16 protein-coding genes are annotated in these 20,787 nt (G+C 42.5%); 12 read left to right on the top strand and 4 right to left on the bottom strand.

The genetic code is table 11. The annotated features are described in order from the left end of the window. Positions 1–81: 81 nt before the first annotated feature. The 11 genes from priA (at position 82) to gor (ending at position 15,241) form a co-directional block, all read left to right on the top strand. Positions 82–2,481, top strand: coding sequence for a primosomal protein N' (gene priA / locus AB5Z52_RS04855; RefSeq protein ID WP_368243556.1), 2,400 nt, complete (start codon positions 82–84; stop codon positions 2,479–2,481). A gap of 10 nt (positions 2,482–2,491) precedes the next feature. Then, positions 2,492–2,983: a peptide deformylase gene (gene def / locus AB5Z52_RS04850; protein ID WP_003128845.1), complete on the top strand. Its 492-nt coding sequence runs from the start codon at positions 2,492–2,494 to the stop codon at positions 2,981–2,983. Beyond that, a complete protein-coding gene (gene fmt / locus AB5Z52_RS04845) occupies positions 2,976–3,929 on the top strand; it encodes a methionyl-tRNA formyltransferase (protein ID WP_005469753.1) in 954 nt (317 codons plus the stop codon). Before def ends, fmt begins: the two co-directional genes overlap by 8 nt. Continuing rightward, positions 3,919–5,277, top strand: a complete 1,359-nt coding sequence (rsmB, locus tag AB5Z52_RS04840; RefSeq protein WP_005469754.1) for a 16S rRNA (cytosine(967)-C(5))-methyltransferase RsmB — start codon at positions 3,919–3,921, stop codon at positions 5,275–5,277. The genes fmt and rsmB overlap by 11 nt, the downstream gene beginning before the upstream one ends. Positions 5,278–5,292: 15 nt before the next feature. Further along, on the top strand, positions 5,293–6,036 hold the full coding sequence (locus tag AB5Z52_RS04835) for a Stp1/IreP family PP2C-type Ser/Thr phosphatase (protein ID WP_117474768.1): 744 nt from the start codon (positions 5,293–5,295) through the stop codon (positions 6,034–6,036). Further along, on the top strand, positions 6,029–8,020 hold the full coding sequence (gene pknB / locus AB5Z52_RS04830; RefSeq protein WP_005469756.1) for a Stk1 family PASTA domain-containing Ser/Thr kinase: 1,992 nt from the start codon (positions 6,029–6,031) through the stop codon (positions 8,018–8,020). The genes AB5Z52_RS04835 and pknB overlap by 8 nt, the downstream gene beginning before the upstream one ends. A 239-nt stretch (positions 8,021–8,259) precedes the next feature. Continuing rightward, positions 8,260–8,727, top strand: coding sequence for a CtsR family transcriptional regulator (locus AB5Z52_RS04825; RefSeq protein WP_003128852.1), 468 nt, complete (start codon positions 8,260–8,262; stop codon positions 8,725–8,727). A gap of 5 nt (positions 8,728–8,732) precedes the next feature. Beyond that, positions 8,733–11,207 carry an ATP-dependent Clp protease ATP-binding subunit gene (locus AB5Z52_RS04820; protein WP_005469758.1) on the top strand — a complete coding sequence of 825 codons (2,475 nt, stop codon included), beginning with the start codon at positions 8,733–8,735 and terminating at the stop codon, positions 11,205–11,207. Positions 11,208–11,506: 299 nt separating this feature from the next. Next, positions 11,507–12,427 (top strand): peptidase U32 family protein, encoded by a 921-nt coding sequence (locus tag AB5Z52_RS04815; protein WP_003128854.1) that lies wholly within the window; start codon positions 11,507–11,509, stop codon positions 12,425–12,427. A 12-nt stretch (positions 12,428–12,439) separates the two neighbouring features. Next, complete coding sequence (locus AB5Z52_RS04810) at positions 12,440–13,681, top strand: U32 family peptidase (RefSeq protein WP_005469760.1); 1,242 nt, start codon at positions 12,440–12,442, stop codon at positions 13,679–13,681. Between the two features lie 213 nt (positions 13,682–13,894). Further along, the gene (gor, locus tag AB5Z52_RS04805; RefSeq protein ID WP_003128856.1) at positions 13,895–15,241 is read left to right on the top strand and encodes a glutathione-disulfide reductase; all 1,347 of its coding nucleotides are present in this window, start codon (positions 13,895–13,897) and stop codon (positions 15,239–15,241) included. Positions 15,242–15,401: 160 nt separating this feature from the next. Here the strand turns inward: gor and AB5Z52_RS04800 are convergent, their stop codons facing one another. From AB5Z52_RS04800 to AB5Z52_RS04785, 4 genes are all read right to left on the bottom strand, one after another. After that, positions 15,402–16,388, bottom strand: a complete 987-nt coding sequence (locus AB5Z52_RS04800; protein ID WP_003128857.1) for a polyprenyl synthetase family protein — start codon at positions 16,386–16,388, stop codon at positions 15,402–15,404. Between the two features lie 11 nt (positions 16,389–16,399). Then, entirely contained in the window at positions 16,400–16,960 is a 561-nt protein-coding gene (locus AB5Z52_RS04795; protein WP_003128859.1) for a Gx transporter family protein, read from the bottom strand. A 10-nt stretch (positions 16,961–16,970) separates the two neighbouring features. Continuing rightward, on the bottom strand, positions 16,971–17,387 hold the full coding sequence (locus tag AB5Z52_RS04790) for a NusG domain II-containing protein (RefSeq protein WP_288551596.1): 417 nt from the start codon (positions 17,385–17,387) through the stop codon (positions 16,971–16,973). Positions 17,388–17,553: 166 nt separating this feature from the next. Next, the gene (locus AB5Z52_RS04785) at positions 17,554–19,497 is read right to left on the bottom strand and encodes an NAD(P)/FAD-dependent oxidoreductase (protein ID WP_003128862.1); all 1,944 of its coding nucleotides are present in this window, start codon (positions 19,495–19,497) and stop codon (positions 17,554–17,556) included. 268 nt (positions 19,498–19,765) lie between these two features. Here AB5Z52_RS04785 and pplA point away from each other — a divergent pair, with 268 nt between their 5' ends. Next, positions 19,766–20,707 (top strand): extracellular electron transfer flavoprotein PplA, encoded by a 942-nt coding sequence (pplA, locus tag AB5Z52_RS04780; protein ID WP_288551597.1) that lies wholly within the window; start codon positions 19,766–19,768, stop codon positions 20,705–20,707. Positions 20,708–20,787: the final 80 nt, after the last annotated feature.

Raw genomic sequence — 20,787 nt, 5'->3', positions numbered from 1 at the left:
TCGATAGCCGTTAAATTTTCGTAAGGTTTACAGACAAATGTCTGTCATTTTAGTAAAATAAAGCCTGGAGGAGGAGAGAAGATGACCTATGCAGCAGAAGTGATCGTGGATGTACCAACGATGCAGACAGATCAACCTTTTACATATGAAATACCTGAATATTTGCGCGCTGTAGCAGAGACTGGCATGCGAGTCGAAGTGCCATTTGGTAATGGGGATCGGCATATCCAAGGCTTTATCGTAGGATTGACGGATACACCGCCAGGTCAACCATTGAAACCTATTCTTCGCTTGCTGGATCTTTCTCCTGTGGTGAATGAAGAATTATTACAGTTAGCTGATTACATGAAAAAAACGACATTTGCTTTTAAGATTACCTGCTTGCAGACCATGTTGCCTAGTGTGATGAAAGCAGAATACCAGAAGAATATTCTTTTATTGGATGATACGCACCCAATAAAAGCGCATTTTCCTGAGACGAATAGCCTGAGCTGGCAAGCTGCTGAGGAAGCGGGATTATTGTCGCAATTGAAAGTATTGCGTGAAGAAGCAGTCGTTGAATTGCAATATGTGGTAAAAAATAAAAATAAAGCCAAGAAAATCCGTATGGTGAAACGCCTGATCTCTCCAGAAGCAATTCCAGAGGCAATGAAGCAAATCAGGAAAGGGGCTAAACGGCAACAACAACTATTGACAGTCTTACAAGAATCTGATCAGCTTCCTGTTTCATTTTTTGCAGAAGCAGGCATTTCGACAGCTGTCTTGAATCAAGGGCAAGCATTAGGCTGGCTTGAATTTCATGAGGTTGAGACATATCGGGACCCCTTCAAAGATCGATCATTTCCCCAAACTGCAGCATTAGCATTGAACGAAGAACAAACCGATGCGGTTTCAAAAATTCTGTCAGCAGCAAAAAGACAAGAAGCACAAACCTTTCTTTTAGAAGGCATCACTGGCAGTGGGAAGACAGAAGTCTATCTTCAAACGATCGCTGAGCTGTTGGAACAAAAAAAGACTGCCATTATGCTGGTGCCAGAGATTGCTTTAACCCCACAAATGGTGGAACGATTCAAGAGCCGCTTAGGTAACGCTGTGGCTGTGCTTCACAGTGGACTGTCACAAGGGGAAAAATATGATGAATGGCGAAAAATTGAACGGGGAGAAGCCCAAGTAGTAGTCGGCGCACGTTCAGCTATTTTTGCTCCTTTAAAAAACATTGGCGTCATTATTGTCGATGAGGAACATGAAGCAAGCTATAAGCAGGAGGAGGCACCAAGATATCATGCGCGTGATTTAGCGATATGGCGCGGAGGATATCATCATTGTCCTGTTGTTTTGGGGAGTGCCACTCCCTCTCTCGAGTCACGGGCTCGGGCGCAAAAAGGCGTTTATCAATTGTTGCGTTTGAATCAACGAGCAAAACTCAGTGCTCGTTTGCCGCAGATCAATGTAGTAGATATGCGGGAAGAATTTGCCAACAAAAACTACCAGACCTTTTCTCGCCAATTACAGGAAAAAATTCAAGATCGCTTAGATATACAAGAACAAATCGTTTTGCTGCTGAATAGACGCGGGTATTCTTCTTTTGTTATGTGTCGTAATTGCGGGTATGTTCTGCCTTGTCCGAACTGTGATATTTCTTTGACGCTTCATATGGATACCAAGACGATGCGCTGTCATTATTGCGGGCATGAAGAAAAGATCCCTCACCGCTGTCCTAGTTGTCATGCAGATAAGATCCGTTACTATGGAACAGGTACGCAGAAAGTTGAAGAAGAACTAATTGCTAGATTTCCAGAAGCACGGGTATTGCGGATGGATGTGGATACTACCCGCAAAAAAGGAGCACATGAAAAAATACTTACTTTATTTGGCGAAAAGAAAGCAGACATTTTACTAGGAACACAAATGATTGCCAAAGGGTTAGACTTTCCGGATATTACATTGGTAGGGGTCTTAAATGCTGACACAGCATTGAATCTGCCAGATTTTCGTTCTAGTGAACGAACATTTCAATTGCTGACGCAAGTAAGCGGCCGAGCTGGCCGGGCGGAGAAAGCCGGCGAAGTAATCATTCAGACATTTAATCCGGAACACTATGCGATTCAGCTAGCACAAACCCAAAACTATGAAGCTTTTTACCAACAAGAAATGTGGGTTCGGCATCAAAGCGGATATCCCCCTTATTACTACACGGTAAAAATTACCTGCAGTCATCTCGAAGAGCAGGCAGCTGCCCAAAAGATGTTTGCCATTTACCAAGAAGTACAAAAAGAATTATCGGGTCAAAGTATTTTGCTTGGACCGGCACCTAGCGCGATCATGCGTGTCAAAAATCGCTATTACTACCAACTGATTATTAAATACAAAAATGAACCACATTTGCCTGAACTGTTGACCCGGTTATTGGAACAAAGTCAGATCGATCAGCGAAAAGGACTCTATGTTTCCATTGACCAAGAACCGTTGAATTTTATTTAAAGGAGATATTATGCGCTATCCGATTATTATTCATCCCGACGATCAGCTTCGTCGAAAACCAAAACCGGTATCTATGATTACAGATGAGCTGGTACAACTACTAGAAGACATGTATGAAACAATGGTGGCGCATGACGGCGTAGGTATTGCGGCCCCTCAGATTGGTAAAAACCTGCAAGTGGCAATCGTTGAAGTAGATGAAGAGGATCGTTTCGAACTGATTAATCCAGAAATCATCGAGTCATCAGGAGAATCTGTTGATGTAGAAGGGTGCTTGAGTATTCCTCATACCTATGGTACGGTCAAGCGAGCAGATGAGATTACGGTTCGCTACTTTGACCGTGAAGGAGAAGAAATGGAGGTTCAAGCTTTTGGCTACTTGGCTCGGGCTATCCAGCATGAGATTGATCATCTGAATGGTGTCTTATTTATTGATAAAATGATCGATAAGATCCCAGAATCTGAACTAGAACAATATATGGAGGAACACGAAAATGACTAAAGTTGTCTTTATGGGAACCCCCGCGTTTTCTGTACCAATCTTAGAAGGATTGCTGGCAGAAGGCTATGAAATTGCAGCGGTAGTGACCCAACCGGATCGGCCCGTAGGTCGAAAACGAGTAATCACGCCAACGCCTGTCAAAGAAGCAGCATTGAAGCACCAATTGTTGGTTTTGCAACCAGAAAAAATCAGCGGTTCACCTGAAATGGAAACGATCAAAGAATTAGCACCAGACATTTTAGTCACTGCGGCCTTTGGCCAATTTTTACCGGAAAAGCTGTTGCAAGTACCAAAATTTGGAGCGATCAATGTCCATGCCTCCTTATTACCAAAGTATCGGGGTGGTGCCCCAGTGCACTATGCCATCATGGAAGGCGAACCGGAAACAGGTGTCACCATCATGGAAATGATTAAAAAAATGGATGCTGGGGGTATTTTTTCTCAAGCTAAACTGCCGATCACTAATCAAGACGATGTGGGGACTATGTTTGAGAAATTAAGTTTATTGGGTAAAGAATTACTGCTGAAAACATTACCTAAGATCCTATCAGGAGAACTGAAACCAATGCCTCAAGCTGAAGAGCAGGCAACATTCTCCCCCAATATTACGCAAGAACAAGAAGCAATTGATTGGACAAAGACAGCACAGGAGATCGACAATCAGGTCCGAGGGATGCGACCGTGGCCAATTGCTTTCACGACTTACCAAGGGAGCCGTTGGAAGATTTGGTCAGTAGCAGTAGTCGATGAAACAACAGATGCCGCGCCAGGAACCATCATACAACGAACGAAAAAGGCGCTATGGATCGCTTGTGGTCAACAGACAGTTTTAGCTTTAGAAGAGCTACAACCAGCTGGAAAAGGTCGTCAATCCATTGCGGCTTTTCTAAATGGCACTGGGCAACACATTCAACTAGGTGATAAGGTTGGTACTCATGAAGCGTAAAATAGGAAAAATCCAATATACTGTTCGCTTTGTTGCATTAGAGGCCTTAGTTCGTATCGAAAGAGGCGGTGCCTATTCGAACTTATTATTGAGAGAACTGATGAATCAAGGCCGTTTAAATGATAAAGATGGACGTTTATTGACAGAAATGGTCTATGGAACCATTAGTCGGCAGCTGCTATTGGATTATTATTTAGCGAACTTTATCAAGAATGCAAAAAAAGTCGATCCATGGGTCAGATCATTATTGCGTCTTTCTCTTTACCAAATGCTGTACTTGGACAAAGTACCTAATCATGCTATTTTAAATGAGGCCGTGGAAATCGCGAAAGCAAAAGGAAATCCAGGGATCGGAAAATTTGTTAACGGCGTGTTGCGTACGATTCAAAGAGAGGGTGTGCCGGCACTTGATCAAATCAAAGATCCCTTGGAGCGGTTAGCTATAGAAATCAGTATGCCATTATGGCTAACTGAAAGATTCGTAGCGCAGATCGGCAGCGATAAAACCCGGGAGTTAGGGCTGTCTTTACTAGTACCTAGCCATGCTAGTGGACGCCTTGATCTACAAAGAATTACTCGCAACGAAGCCATCCTTCAACTACAGGAAGAAGGAATCGAAGCTCGAGAAAGCCAACTATCTCCATATGGGATTGTGGCTGATAAAGGATTTTTAGCCGGCTCTTCTTTATATCATGACGGATTATTGACAATACAAGATGAAAGTTCGATGTTAGTAGCACCGGCACTGCACATTGCACCAGAGCACCAAGTATTGGATGCTTGTGCAGCGCCTGGAGGTAAAACAACCCATATCGCGTCCTTTCTATCTGCAGAAGCAGGTGGGAAAGTCACTGCATTGGATATTCATCCTCATAAAGTTAAATTGATCACTGAAAATGCTGAAAGACTTGCGGTCTCAGAGGTGGTTCAAGCGGAAGTGATGGATGCAAGGGAAGTCGCTCAACATTTTGAGGAACAACAGTTTGATCGAATCTTAGTGGATGCTCCTTGCTCCGGTCTAGGATTGATGCGTCGTAAACCAGACATCAAATACAACAAGCAGGCAGCTGATCTAGAGCGTTTACCCGAAATTCAGTTAGCGATTTTAGAAAGTGCCGCCCCAACGCTAAAAAATTCGGGTATAATGATCTACAGTACATGCACTATAATGCTAGAAGAAAATCAGGCAGTAGTGGAGGCATTCTTAGCGGATCATCCAGAATTCGAACGAATCGATGTATCGGTAAATGCTGATATTGCTGCGAATATCAATGATCAGATGCTAACGATTTATCCGCAAGATTTTATGACAGATGGCTTTTTCATAAGCTGCCTTCGCAAAAAGTAATGAGGTGAAAAGAAGTTGGAAATCCATTTTCAAACAGATGTTGGTAAACGTCGGAATACGAACCAAGACTTTGCTGCTGTGTATGTCAACAAAAAAAGTATCCCATTGGCGATCTTAGCTGATGGGATGGGAGGACATCGGGCAGGTGATGTAGCGAGTCGTCAGGCTGTGAGTGGCTTGGGAACCGCTTGGGAAAAAACAGAATTGACAGATAGTGAAAAGGCTGCTCAATGGCTGATCCAAAAAATCCAGGCAGAAAGTGTCTCGATCTATGAAAAAGGCATCGAGGATGAGGCGCTGAATGGCATGGGAACAACGATCATTGCTGTAGCACTCTTTGAGGATCAATTTACGATTGCGAATGTTGGCGACAGCCGCGCCTATATTTTGCGGGATCATGAGTTGATACAAATTACTGAAGACCATTCTCTTGTCAATGAATTGGTGAAATCTGGCCAAATTACTGCTGAAATGGCACTGAACCATCCACGCAAAAATGTTTTGACTCGTTCTGTTGGAATGCCTAATACAGTAGAAGTAGATGTAGCGATTCATTATTTTGCTGAAAGTGATTACTTGCTTCTTTGCTCAGACGGACTGACAAACATGTTGGCAGATGAAAAGATCGCAGCCATCATTGAAGGCGCGTCGTCCCTTAAAGAAGCGGTTCAGCAGTTGATCGATGCAGCCAATCAACAAGGCGGAGTCGATAATATCACAGTGTTACTGATCAAAGTTGGAGGAACTGCCCATGATTGAAATAGGGAAAAAGTTAAATGGCCGCTATAAAATCATTGGCAATATCGGCAGTGGCGGCATGGCAAATGTATTTCTGGCTCATGATTTGATTCTTGATCGAGAAGTTGCCGTCAAAGTATTGCGATTTGACTTCCAAAATGATAAAAATGCGATTCGCCGCTTTCAGCGTGAAGCATTGGCTGCCACAGAGTTGGTTCATCCCAATATCGTAACAGTGTATGATGTAGGCGAAGAAGATGGGATGCAGTTTTTGGTGATGGAATATGTCAAAGGCATGGACTTGAAGCGATATATTCAAACCCATTACCCAGTTCCTTATCTACAGATTGTCGATATCGTGCAACAAATTTTGTCAGCAGTGGCATTGGCTCACCAACATCGAATCATTCATCGGGACTTGAAACCACAAAACATTCTGATCAATGAAGAAGGCGTCGTTAAGATCACGGATTTCGGGATCGCGATTGCTTTATCGGAAACATCGATCACCCAAACCAACTCGATGTTAGGCTCTGTGCACTACTTATCGCCAGAGCAAGCACGGGGAAGTATGGCTACTAACCAATCTGATATCTATGCGATTGGAATCATCCTATATGAAATGCTGACGGGGAAAGTTCCTTTTGATGGTGAGTCCGCTGTCACAATTGCCTTAAAACATTTTCAAGATGAGATCCCTTCTATTCGTATCTATGATAAAAATGTTCCTCAATCATTAGAGAATGTCGTATTAAAGGCAACAGCGAAAGAGCAAGCCGATCGTTATAAGACCGCTGATGAAATGCGAGAAGATCTTTCAACAGCCCTGTCACCTGAGCGCTTGAATGAACCAAGGTGGGAGCCACATGCGCTAAACGATGAAACTCGAGCGCTGACCCCTATTACCGATGAAATGATAGCTGAACAGCCTGCAGAACCGGCAGTGACGGAGCCAGAAGTAGAAGAGACCGCAGACCAGAAACAAGAAAAACCAAAGAAGAAGCGGAAGAAATGGTGGCTGATCCTGCCAATACTAGTTATTGCAGCGCTGCTGGTCATTGGCGGCTATTTTGTTTTTGGCGGAGGGCGCGGCGATGTTGAGATCCCTAAAGTCAGCGGAGACACAGAGACCGTTGCTCGAGAAAAGCTGGAAGCAGCAGGATTAAAAGTTGCTGATGAAACCGAAGAAATTGCTGACGATGAGATTGAAGAAGGCAATGTCGTTAAAACGGATCCACAAGAAGGAACCGAAGTCAAAAAAAATAGCGAGATCACTTTGTATATCAGCTCAGGGACTGAAAAAATCACCTTAAAAAACTATGAAGAGAAAAATTTTGAAGATGTAAAAGCCGAGTTGATCAAGTTAGGTTTTTCAGAAGACCAAATCAAAGAAGAGACCAAATCCAGTGATGCTATCGGAGAAGGTCTGATCATTAGCCAATCACCAGATGTCGGCGAGAAAGTTTCTCCGAAAGAGGATGACATTACTTTTGTAGTCAGCACGGGACCTGAATCGTTTGCAATGGAAGACTATTATGGTCAGCGAATCGAAGATGTACGGGCGGCATTGACCTCAAAAGGAGTTCCAACCGAAAATATTTATGAACAATCAGCGCCAAGCGATGAACCGGTGGGGACTGTCATTAATCAAGCGCCAGGAGCAGGAGAATCAGTCATTACCTCTCAAACTGTTATCACGCTGACAGTCAGCAGCGGTCAAGAGATGGTTAATGTGCCACGAATCATTGGACAGAGTCGAAATGATGCTGTAGCAGCACTAAATGAGGCTGGGTTAAAATATTCGATCAAAGAAGAATCAGGCTACAATGATTCTGTTCCGGCTGGAGAAGTCACAGATGTTTCGCCAGGTGAAGGGACTTCGGTGGCTGTTGGTTCTTCAGTAAATGTTACTATTTCTAAAGGACCAAAACCAGAGTCCTCTACGAGTGAATCCTCCGCTAGCAGTGAATCAACAAGTACGAGTTCAACGAGCTCTGAAGATTAATCAATAGCTGAAAAAACTATCCGAATGATTTTTAAGTTTACTCTATAGGTCGCAGTGAGATGGCAACCAAAGACTGTAGAAGTAACCACTTGAAGATGCGGATAGTTTTTTTGTGATGCGAAAAAAGAGCTAGCTGTTTAAGTTTCTTTTAGTAATTCCGCATCTCTAGGCGTACATCTTTTCAAGTTTTCAAAAATTGGGTATAATGAAGGTCAGAATTAGTCAAGGGAGGGAATGAATTGAATCATCATAACACTTCCGATTTGATTGAGGCATATTTGAAGAAAATTCTTGAAGACAGCGAAACAATCGAGATTCGCCGAGCTGAAATGGCGAATTTATTCAATTGTGTGCCTTCACAAATAAATTATGTGATCAATACCCGTTTCACTATTCAAAGAGGGTATACTGTTGAAAGCAAACGTGGAGGCGGAGGATATATCCGTATCGAAAAAGTAAAGATCACGGATAACCACCACTACCTTGAAGAAATGAATCAATTATTTGATGAAACCATCTCGGAAAAAGATGCTTATGCAATAATCCAAAAACTTTATGAGGAAGGAATCCTGTCGAAGCGTGAGGGCAATTTATTGTTGACCGTCATTGCGAAGTCAGTATTAGGACGTTCTCCTTATGAAAATCGAACACGAGCAGACTTGCTCCATGCAATTTTAGAACGTTTAAGTTATGAAGACAGGAAGTGAATGAGATGGATGAACTATTTACACAACGAGCGAAAGCTGTGCTGACGATCGCACAGGAAGAAGCAAAGTACTTTAAACATCAGTCCGTAGGTTCAGAACACATCTTGCTTGCCTTAGTCATTGAACAAAATGGCATTGCCGGCAAAACGTTACGGGAAATGAATATCACTGAAAATGATATTCGCGAAGAAATCGAGCATTTAACAGGTTACGGAACTGTTCGCCAATATCCAGAGAATGCCTATCTAGCCTATTCCCCACGAGCGAAGCAAACATTTGCTTACGCTGGAGATGAAGCTAAGCGTTTAGGCGCTCTTCAAATCGGCACAGAGCATCTTTTGTTAGGATTGCTTCGGGATGAAGATATTTTAGCCTCAAGAATCATGTTGAACTTAGGTTTGAGTTTGGCTAAAATGCGGCAGTTATTAAAGAAAAAAATGGGTATCAATGACACAAAAAATGCCGGTGGTGCGGGTCGTCGTCGTCCTCAAGGAAAAGCACAAGGAACGCCGACGCTGGACTCACTAGCTCGAGATTTAACAAAATTGGCAAGAGATAAACGCTTAGATCCAGTAGTGGGTCGAGCAAAAGAAGTGAAACGATTGATTCAAATCCTAAGCCGCCGGACCAAAAACAACCCTGTTTTAGTAGGGGAACCGGGGGTTGGTAAAACAGCTATTGCTGAAGGATTGGCACAAAAAATCATTCACGGTGAAGTACCAGAAGATATGCAGAACAAACGCTTAATGATGTTAGATATGGGTGCTTTAGTAGCTGGCACGAAATATCGCGGTGAGTTTGAAGATCGAATGAAGAAAATCATCGACGAAATTTACCAAGATGGACAGATCATTTTATTTATTGATGAGCTGCATACACTGATTGGTGCTGGTGGTGCGGAAGGTGCTATCGATGCATCGAATATATTAAAACCTGCATTAGCCCGCGGAGAATTACAAACAATTGGTGCTACGACCTTAGATGAATATCAAAAGTATATCGAAAAAGATTCTGCATTGGAAAGACGGTTTGCCCGTGTTCAAGTGGATGAGCCAACGCCAGAAGAAGCAGAAGAAATTTTACGAGGATTACGTCCCCGTTATGAAGAGCATCACGGCGTAGAGATTTCAGATGATGCCCTGCATGCCGCTGTCCAATTGTCGGTACGCTATATCAATTCACGGCAGTTGCCGGACAAAGCCATTGACTTGATGGACGAATCGGCAGCAAAAGTGCGCTTGGATAAAACAGACGAAAGTTCTGAGTTGGCCGATTTGCAAAATGAAATCGCCAATCTGATTGAAGAAAAAGAAGCAGCGATTCGCCAACAAGACTTTGAAGCTGCAGCTCGTTTGCGCATCAAAGAGAAGAAATTGACCCAGCAGTTGACTGAAGTTGCATTCATGGAAGTGAAAGAAGCTTCCGGCTACGCAGACAGTGTCACTGGCGAAGATGTTGCGGCAGTCGTGTCGCAATGGACGGGCGTTCCTTTACAGCAAATGGAGAAAAAAGAAAGTGAACGGCTTCTCGATCTAGAAAAAATCCTGCATCAGCGAGTTGTTGGTCAAGAAGAAGCTGTGAAAGCAGTCGCACGTTCGATTCGTCGAGCACGTAGTGGTCTAAAAGATCCGAATCGTCCAATTGGTTCATTCATGTTCCTAGGTCCTACGGGTGTCGGAAAAACAGAGCTGGCAAAAGCCTTGGCAGAAGCAATGTTTGGCAGTGAGGATTCACTCGTTCGTGTGGATATGTCTGAGTTTATGGAGAAATACAGTACAAGTCGTTTGATTGGATCCCCTCCTGGTTATGTTGGTTACGATGAGGGTGGACAATTAACTGAAAAGATTCGTTCAAAACCTTATTCAGTGATTTTACTAGATGAAGTGGAAAAAGCTCATCCAGATGTCTTCAATATTCTCTTACAAGTCCTTGATGATGGTCATTTGACAGATGCCAAAGGGCGGAAAGTCGATTTCCGTAATACAATCCTGATTATGACCTCAAATATCGGCGCACAACAGATTCGTGAAGAAAAGAATGTAGGTTTCAATGTGGTGGATCTTAGCAAAGACCATCAAGCGATGCAAAAACGGATTCTGGAAGAGCTCAAGAAAGCATTCCGTCCTGAGTTCTTGAATCGGGTGGATGAAACAGTTGTCTTCCGTTCATTAGGTGAAGATGAAATTCATGAAATCGTTAAAATCATGAGTAAAGCGATCATCAAACGTCTCAGTGATCAAGACATTCAACTGAAGATCACATCTGCAGCGATTGATGTCATCGGTAAAGCTGGTTTTGATCCAGAATATGGGGCTCGCCCAATTCGTCGAGCATTGCAAAAAGAGGTCGAAGACCGCTTAAGCGAGGCACTATTGTCGGGACAAATCCATTTAGGTGACCGGGTGACGATTGGGGCATCGAAAGGCTCAATTACATTGAATGTAAGAGAAGGCCAATCTCGTATTCTTCAACAAGTATAAGCTCATAAAGAAAAATAAAACTATCTAACTAGCAAACGACTGATGGTCAGCAGAATGCAGGCTGAACCATCGTTTGCTGCTTGGATAGTTTTTTTGTGGGCAAATAGTATTTGTTGGAATTCGAACAATTGAACTGGAGATAAAAACTCATAAAGTTCACAAATTTAAAAGAGTGTTAAAGTTGTATTACCAGTTCTCATCGCTGAGTATTCCTTTTTTTAGTGAAAAAAGTTCAAAAGGAAGTCTTGGAAAGCCGTGTTGCCTGTGATACTATTAGTGAGTTATAGAGGAGGAATATCATGGTTGAGATTATCGCAACGGTGGAGTCGATCGAACAAGCAAAACAGCTCTTACCTTATGTAGATACTATTTTTTTCGGAGAAGAAACTTTCGGTTTGCGTTTGCCGACATCTTTCTCACGAGAGGAACAAAGCGAATTGATCCGCTTAGCGCAAGCAGAAGGAAAACAAGCGATGGCGGCAGTCAATGGCATCATGCACCCGCAAAAAATGACGCTAGTTCCAGAATACTTGGCTTTTTTGAAGGCCAACCATGTTGATAAAATTTCTATCGGCGATCCAGGAATCATTTATCGTATGAAAAAGAATCCGGAATTGGCATTGCCGTTTGTATACGATGGAGAGACGCTGGTCACCAGTGCTAGACAAATCAATTTTTGGGGGCAAAAAGGGGCGATTGGAGCAGTTTTAGCAAGAGAAGTCCCCTTTGGAGAAATGACAGTTTTAGCACCACAGCTAACGATTCCTGCGGAAGTGCTTGTCTATGGGGCAACGTGCATCCATCAGTCGAAACGTCCATTGCTTCAAAATTATTATAATTATACGCAACAGGAAGATGAAAAATCTCGTGAGCGAGGTTTATTTTTATCAGAACCCAAGAAGGAGGATACCCACTACTCGATTTATGAAGACAGTCATGGCACACATATTTTCGCCAATAATGACATCAATTTGATGAATGAATTGCAGTCTCTTTTTGAAACGGGGTACCAGACTTGGAAGTTAGACGGTTTATTTACTCCAGGGACAGCGTTTGTCTCGATCGTAGCTTGTTTTGCACAGGCGAAGCAGTTGCTTACTGAAGGCACATGGACTGCTGAACAAGCAGCTAGCTTGAGTGAACAAGTACGTCAGCTACATCCAGCTCAACGGGGGTTAGATACCGGTTTTTATGCGATCAATCCAGAGGATATCAAGTAAGGAGCAATGGAAATGACAGTCAAACAAAAATTGAAACGGCCAGAAGTATTGGCACCAGCCGGTACATTAGAAAAATTAAAAACAGCCATTCATTACGGGGCGGATGCTGTTTATATAGGCGGCAACGCCTATGGCTTACGCAGTCGTGCCGGAAACTTTACCTATGAAGAGATGGCTGAAGGGGTTGCATTTGCTAAAGCTCATAATGCTAAAGTATATGTAGCAGCAAATATGGTCACCCATGAAGGCAATCAAGAAGGAGCTGGGGAATTTTTCCGTCAATTGCGGGATGTGGGAATTTCGGCGGTGATCGTGTCTGATCCTGCTTTGATCGAGATCTGTGCGACAGAAGCACCAGGATTGCCGATCCATCTTTCAACGCAAGCTTCCGCGACAAATTATGAAACGCTAGAATTTTGGCGAGAAGAAGGGCTTGAGCGAGTTGTCTTGGCTCGAGAAGTATCCATGGAAGAAGTCGCCGAAATCCGCAAAAATACGAGTGTGGAGATTGAAGCTTTTATTCATGGGGCGATGTGTATCTCTTATTCTGGACGTTGTACATTGTCCAATCACATGTCGATGCGAGATGCCAATCGTGGTGGTTGCTCACAATCTTGTCGTTGGAAATATGATCTTTTTGATATGCCTTTTGCACAAGAAAGAAAGAGTTTGACAAAGAATGGAACGATCGAAGAAGAATTCTCAATGAGTGCAGTCGACATGTCCATGATCGAACATATTCCTGACTTGATTGAAAACGGCGTCGATAGTTTTAAGATCGAAGGACGGATGAAATCGATCCACTATGTTTCAACTGTTGCGAATGTGTACAAAGCGGCAGTTGACAGTTATATGGAAGATCCAGAGAACTATGTCTGCAAACAAGAGTGGATTGATGAATTATGGAAGGTAGCGCAAAGAGAACTAGCTACCGGATTTTATTACCATACACCGAGTGAAAATGAGCAATTATTTGGTCCTCGGCGTAAAATCCCGCAATACAAGTTTATCGGGGAAGTCATGGCCTATGATGACGCAACAAAGATGGCCACGATCCGGCAGCGGAATTTGTTTTCGGTGGGGGACGAGATCGAGTTTTATGGACCTGGATTCCATCATTTCCATCAAAAGGTGGAAGTCATGTATAATGAAGACGGTGAATCGATCGATCGCGCGCCAAATCCGATGATGCTTCTAACGATGCCCGTCGCTGAACCTGTTCAGGTTGGCGACATGATCCGGAAGAAAAAATAAAAACTGTGACAGAAGTATCCAAGGCTGATAAAGGAAAAATAATGAGATTCGAGGGGTAGCGCACTGTGCTAAAAGCGAGTTTGAATTTCGTACATGTTATGTTCCTCTCCCTTTATCATTGACTCGGTGCTTTCTGTCGCATTTTTTTTGTAAGATTTGAAAAATCCTTCGATATACACCAAAATGAAGTTGTTCCTAAGGAGGAGACCAATAATGCAAGAGTATGATTACATAGTGATTGGCGGTGGCAGTGGCGGGATTGCTTCTGCTAACCGTGCAGGAATGCATGGAGCCAAAGTTTTATTGATTGAAGGCAATGAGCTGGGGGGTACTTGTGTCAATGTGGGCTGTGTACCCAAAAAAGTGATGTGGCAAGCAAGTGAAATGTTAGAAATGATTAAGCGTGATGCCACGAGCTATGGTATTTATCCACATGTGGATAAATTTGATTTCAAGCAACTTGTGGATAACCGTGAAAAATATATTGATTTTTTACACACAGCATATCAAAAAGGCTTAGATAGCAACAGAGTAGAAGTTATCCACGGTTATGCACAGTTTGTGGATAACCATACTGTGACGGTCGATGGACAAGAATACAGAGCGCCAAAGATCTTAATTGCTACAGGAGGAAAACCTAGTGTCATGTCGATTCCTGGTGGTGAACATGCGATTGATTCCAATGGCTTTTTTGCCTTAGAAGAAGTGCCTAAAGAAATGATCGTCTTAGGAGCAGGGTACATTGCGGCAGAACTTAGCGGAATGAGTCAGCAATTTGGCAGTCACGTTTCTTGGGCTTATCGTAAAGAACGTCCATTACGGGCGTTTGATCATATGTTAACTGATAATTTAGTAGAAATTTATCGAGAAGCAGGAATGGACCTTTATTCCGGCTATGTAGCTGAAAGGATCGAAGAACGTGATGGACAATATACGGTTTTCTTTGAAAATGGTCAAACACTGACGGGGGACTGTGTATTGTTTGCTGGGGGACGAGTGCCCAATACCCAACACCTTGGTTTGGAAAATACAGATGTCTCTCTAGATGAAAAAGGCTTTGTCATTGTTGATAAGTACCAAAATACGACTGCTGAATCGATCTTTGCAGTTGGAGATGTGATCGGCAAATTAGAGTTGACGCCAGTAGCGATTGCAGCGGGTCGTCGCTTGTCTGAACGATTGTTCAATGGTCAAACTGAGGCACATTTAGATTATGATCTGGTGCCGACAGTCATTTTTACGCACCCACCAATTGCAACGATCGGTCTTTCAGAAGAAGCTGCAATCGCAAAATATGGCGAAGAAGAAATCAAAGTATATCATTCACGCTTTACACCAATGTACTTTGCATTGAATGACTATCGTCAAAAATGTGAAATGAAACTTGTTTGTTTAGGAAAAGAAGAGAAGATCATTGGTCTACACGGTATTGGAATTGGTGTTGATGAAATGCTGCAAGGATTCGCCGTCGCCATCAAAATGGGAGCAACTAAGGCAGATTTCGACAATACCGTTGCAATCCATCCGACTGGAGCAGAAGAGTTCGTTACAATGCGATAAACAGTCAAGAGAAAGTGAAGTAAAGAAAAAGAACGATCTCCGATTATAGAAGACGTGTCGTCTAATCAATCGGAGATCGTTCTTTTTTGTCTGAAAGACAGCTAGTTGAAAGCAGCTACCTCTAAATCACTTATCAAACTATTATTTATAGAAAAACCACTCAATTTGTGCGAGCTAGGATTTGGTTTGTGATCTGATACAAATAGTCTTTGGTATTTTTTCCAGGATCAGGTAATTTCTTGATTCCTTGCAGGGCTTTTTTTGTATAACGAGCAGCTAATTGATGTGCTTCTTCAACGCTATGGCTGTTGTGAACGATTTGGTAGACTTGCTGCGCTTCCTGATCGGTCATCTCGGCTTTTTTCTCCAGTAATGGTGTTAGCACTGCCCGCTCTTTTTTCAGTGCCAACAACAACGGCAGTGAGTAGACCCCCTGCTTGACATCTTCAAGGACAGGCTTACCCAAGGCACTTTCGCTTTGGCTGTAATCAAGGATATCGTCCATGATTTGAAATGCTAACCCGATGGATTGACCAATCGTTTTTGCCTGATTGGCTAAACGTAGAGAAGCCCCACTTTCATAAGCCCCGATAAAGCAGCTTAGAGCAAACAGTTCAGCTGTTTTACCAGAAATGTTTTCCAGATAGTCCTCAATCGTCACATTCAGGTCGTAGCGTTTGCTCATTTGTCCTAATTCTCCAGCTAAAATTGTTTCCATGCTGCGAGAATTGATTTGCAGACTTTTGAGAGAACCAGCGTAATCCGCCAGTAGTTTAAAACAGCATACAAAGAGATAATCACCCGCGTAAACGGCGACATCATTACCGAATTGTGCACGGATAGTAGGCAAGCTTCGCCGAGTATCGGCTTGATCAACAATATCATCATGAATCAGTGAAGCAGTATGGAGCATTTCGATCGCTGCGGATAGTGCTACTGCTTTTTGAGAATCTTTCTCTTCTCCGAATTCAGAGAACAACAACTGATAGGCCGGGCGGAGCATCTTGCCGCCAGAATGGATCATCGCTAATATCGCTTGTTCTACTGCTTTATTTTTTAGTTTCAAGGATTGTTCCATTAATTGCAGCGATTCAGATAAATCGTTTTGCAACGCAGGATATGCTTGCCACATTGGATGAAGTTTCATAAATGACTCCTTTATTTTGAATCAGAACGCCACTTGACATTGGTTTGCCGTTCATAATCAAGCTGAAATCGCCGTAATGTGTCTACTCTTTGCAAAAGATAGTTGGCGGCGATGCCGATGGCGATCCCTGATAGAATACCGAAAAATGCGAGAACGGGTAGGTAAAGCATGACACTCCAGGATTGAGCAATCCAAGAAGCTGTGACCAATTGGCCAACATTGTGTAAAAAACCACCAGCTGCACTGATCCCGATAATGCTGACGCGCTTAGGTCCTAGTTGTTTTACTAGCAACATACCGAAATAGCTCAAAAGTGAACCACTCATACTATATAAGAATGTTGAAACAGTTCCGCCTAAGAGTGTAGTTAAGATTAAACGTAGCCATATCAGCAAAAAACTGTCTCGTTTAGGCATAGTGAACAAAGCAATGATCGTGATCAGATTGGCTAAACCTAATTTAGCTCCGGGAGCAAAGGCAAAAGGATACGGAATCATATTTTCAATCAAACCGATAACGACTCCTTGAGCAACTAATAATGAGATGAAAATGATTTTCTGTAAACGACTCATAGTATCACGATCAGTAGATTAGATCGTCTGTCTCACTCCCATCTGTTGCACGAACTTCGATCACTAATTTATGTGGCAAACATACGATTGTTTCGCCATTTTTTGAGGCCCAGCCGCGGCGGACGCAAATTTGATCGCCACAGTCAGCTTCTTTGATGCGGATGCGGTCACCAGAGATTTCAATGAGATTGTAATCACCATCTGGATCTTCGTATCGATACGTGTAGCTATCTTGTCCTTCGATCAAATCAAACTCTTTGATCTCCTTGCCATCAACTCGCAAAACAGCTTGTTTGGCGGCAGTAGGGGTACTTTGTGATTGCCCAAAAATCAAAATTGGTAAAAACGAGCTAAGTATCAGTACCAGAATGATGACCCCGTCCCAAGGCTTCAGGTGGGCACGACGGATAAATTCTTTTACTTTCATCAGAAAGACTCCTTTGAAGTTCTGTGTCTCATTCTAGCATAATCCGCTGGTTTTCTACTACTTTTAAGAGAAGGTTTTTCTAGTAGATAAAAAAAGTGCTTAACTTGGAAAGAGACTGAGACATTGATCAAAGGATCAGGCTGCCTCAGTCTCGTTTATAAAGCGATTATTTTTTACCGTATAAGGAACGCGGTGTACCGTACCACCATTTACCAAGTGTACGTTGTAACCATGGGATCACCCAACGATCCAAACCAACGGCACGGCCAGAACCGTTCATTAATGCAAAGGCTACTGGGATGAACCAAATGTTAACCCAATAGAACATACCTGACATACAGAATGTCAAGACTAAAACGATTGTCGTTGCATTCACTAACCAAGTAAACAAACCAGCCATCAATGCTAAAGCTAAAGCAATTTCAAAGAAGACCATGAATTTTTGGAAGAACATTGCTACATCGTTGTTAGGCATAATAAATTGCATCACTTTTGTAAACCAATCTGGTGATTTTTCGATCACGACCATTGGTTGTTCGCCGTAGGCATAACTTAAACCAAAGTGAGCTGCTTGGGTTGCTACTGCGCCGGCAGCATCGCCTGCACCGCTTGCCGCACTGGCAGCGTCAGCTGCTTCACTCGCGCCGCTTGCTGCATCAGCAACAGTTTGATATTCCCAAGTCCAAGGGAATACGCTGTTTCCTTGGAACCAAGAACCTTCGCCAAACCAAGTTCCTGGCTTAAAGACTTCACCATTTGTACCTAGAATTTTCTTGAAAGCTTCAACGAACCATACCAGACCGTAGAAGATTCGCAGTGGAACACTCCAAAGAACGTTTCCGTAACGTGAAGTATGACCACGCGCCACTGTCCGATCATCTTTGATATGGAAGATTTCATGCATCAAGTATTGGAACATGTAGTAGCCAGAACGAATGTCAAAGAAGTATTTCAAGTTGACGATATGTTTCATAATGATTGCTAAGAAACCGCTAAGGTGAATCTTATTGAATAAGTTGGCTACGCCCCATTTAGCGCCAATCGATACCATGAATCCTTGGTAATTTCCTTTAAATTTGTGTTTTTCGCCACCTTTGATCGCTGCGACGATATTTGATGCAGCTGTATGACCAGTTTGTTCAGCGGCTTGAACGATTTGTGGTGTTGGTGTATTTGGAAATTCTTCATAGAAGACCAAGTCACCAATGATATAGATATTTTTGTCTTCATAACCTTTTGCTTCCATATATTCGTTAGCAACAAGGCGGAAACCGCGAGCAGTTTCTAGACCAAAGTCTGCAGCGTCGCTCGTTCCTTTCACACCAGCTGTCCAAATCAGTGTATAAGTTGGGATCGTTGAACCATCTTTTAATTTGATGTGATCTTCAGCCACTTCAACGATTGGTGCGTTCAGAACTAATTCGACATTTTTTTGTTTCAAGTAGCGTTCTGCTTTGGCAGCATCGTTACGATCCAACATGTTAAGGATCGTAGGCATTGCTTCGACCACTTTCAAAGTGATTTCGCTTGGATCCAATTTGTAGTCTTCAGCCAAACGCTCTTTCCAGTCGATCAGTTCACCGATCATTTCAATACCGGTAAAGCCAGAACCGCAGACAACGAAAGTCAACATTGCTTTACGAAGTGCTGCATCAGGCTCGATTGCTGCTTTAGCAACAGTTTTTTCGATGTGTTCACGAATGCGAACAGAATCTTCAAATGACCATAGAGTAAATCCGTGTTCTTTTACTCCTGGAGTGCCGAAGTCATTTGGTTCGCCACCCATACCTAAGATCAAGTAATCAAAGGAATAGCTGCCTTGTTTTGTTTGTACGACTTTCTTTTCTTTATCGATAGCAGTTACCGTGTCGGTTACTAAGCGAACATTTTTCTTACGTGAAAACAAACGTTGCAAGTCATATTGGATTGCGGTCGGCTCGACACGTCCCCCGGCAACCTCGTGCAGTTCGGTCATCATGGTGTGATAAGAGTGACGATCGATCAATGTTATTTCTACATCATTGTCTTTTTTCAATTTTTTTGCCATGTACTTGGTTGCTGAAACACCGGCATAGCCTGCACCGACAACGACAATGCTTTTCTTTGCCATTGCAAATCTCTCCTTAAAAAAAATAATCTATGATAATAAATACACAATCGTTCCTATTATATATAGAAATCCATCGTTTGTCTAACTTTTCTGATAGGAAAATACGATATTTCATGAAATTCGTGAAAATTTGCGAAAATCAAAAAAAGTTCAAAAATATTCACAAAAGCCATAGGGAAGCGGTTGACATATTTCTAATTTACTTTAAAATGTTAGATGAATCACAAACTTTTTTTGTGGGAAAATAATTAGTAAAAGGTGGAGCATTATGAAAGCAAAGAAATTAATGGTAGGTATGGCGGTATTTTCATTCTCAGCGTTAGTATTAGCAGGTTGTGGATCTGACAACAACACGTCAGCTTCTTCGTCAACAAAAGAAAGTACTTCACAAGTCGCTAGCAGCGAATCAGCAACAGCAACTTCTGAATCAGAAGCGAAAGTAGTCGCAGGAGCACCATTGCAAGATGGCACATATAAATTAGAAGAAAAAAATTATTCAAACGATTACCGCGTAGTTTTTGAAATCACTGTTAAAGATGGCAAAATCACTGAATCTAAATATGACAACATCAATGCAGACGGCGAATCAAAAACAAAAAATGCGGAATACAACGAAAACATGAAAGCCAAAGCAGGAATCAGTCCAGAAGAATTTATTCCTAAATTCAATGAAGAATTGGTTGCGGCACAAAGCCCTTCAGCAATTGAAGTTGTTTCTGGTGCGACACACTCATTCGATTCATTCCAAAACTATGCACAACAATTGATCCAAGCTGCTCAAGCAGGCAACACAGATACAATCGAGATCGACAACGGTGCAGACTTGAAAGATGGTACGTATAGCTTAGAAGAAAAGAACTATTCAAATGGCTACCGTGTAGCATTCTCAATCACTGTCAAAGACGGCAAAGTGTCTGAATCTAACTATGACTATGTTAACGAAGATGGCAAATCTAAAAAAGATGATGCGGAATACAACGAAAACATGAAAGCAAAATCTGGTACAAACCCAGAAGAATTTATTCCAAACTTCAACGAAGCATTCGTGACAGCAGTAAATGCTGAAGATGGTTCAGTTGCTGATATGGATGTTGTTTCTGGTGCGACACACAGCTTCCACAGCTTCGTGATCTATGCACAACAATTGTTGAACGCAGCAGAAAAAGGGGACGAAACACTTATCCAAGTGGATAACATCGTCACTGAATAATTCAGGCTCTTCGTCAAATCGTGTTGGTGAAGACAAATTTGAATAAAACTTAGTCCGATATGCGGCGCGTTCTGTGCGCC

Origin of the sequence: Enterococcus sp. RTP21361st1_A6_RTP21361_211029, from assembly GCF_040910045.1 — a bacterium.
In the GTDB taxonomy this organism is placed as follows: domain Bacteria; phylum Bacillota; class Bacilli; order Lactobacillales; family Enterococcaceae; genus Enterococcus_D; species Enterococcus_D gallinarum.
The sequence above is the reverse complement of the archived record's forward strand: the minus strand, read 5'-3'. Positions and strand labels throughout refer to the sequence as shown.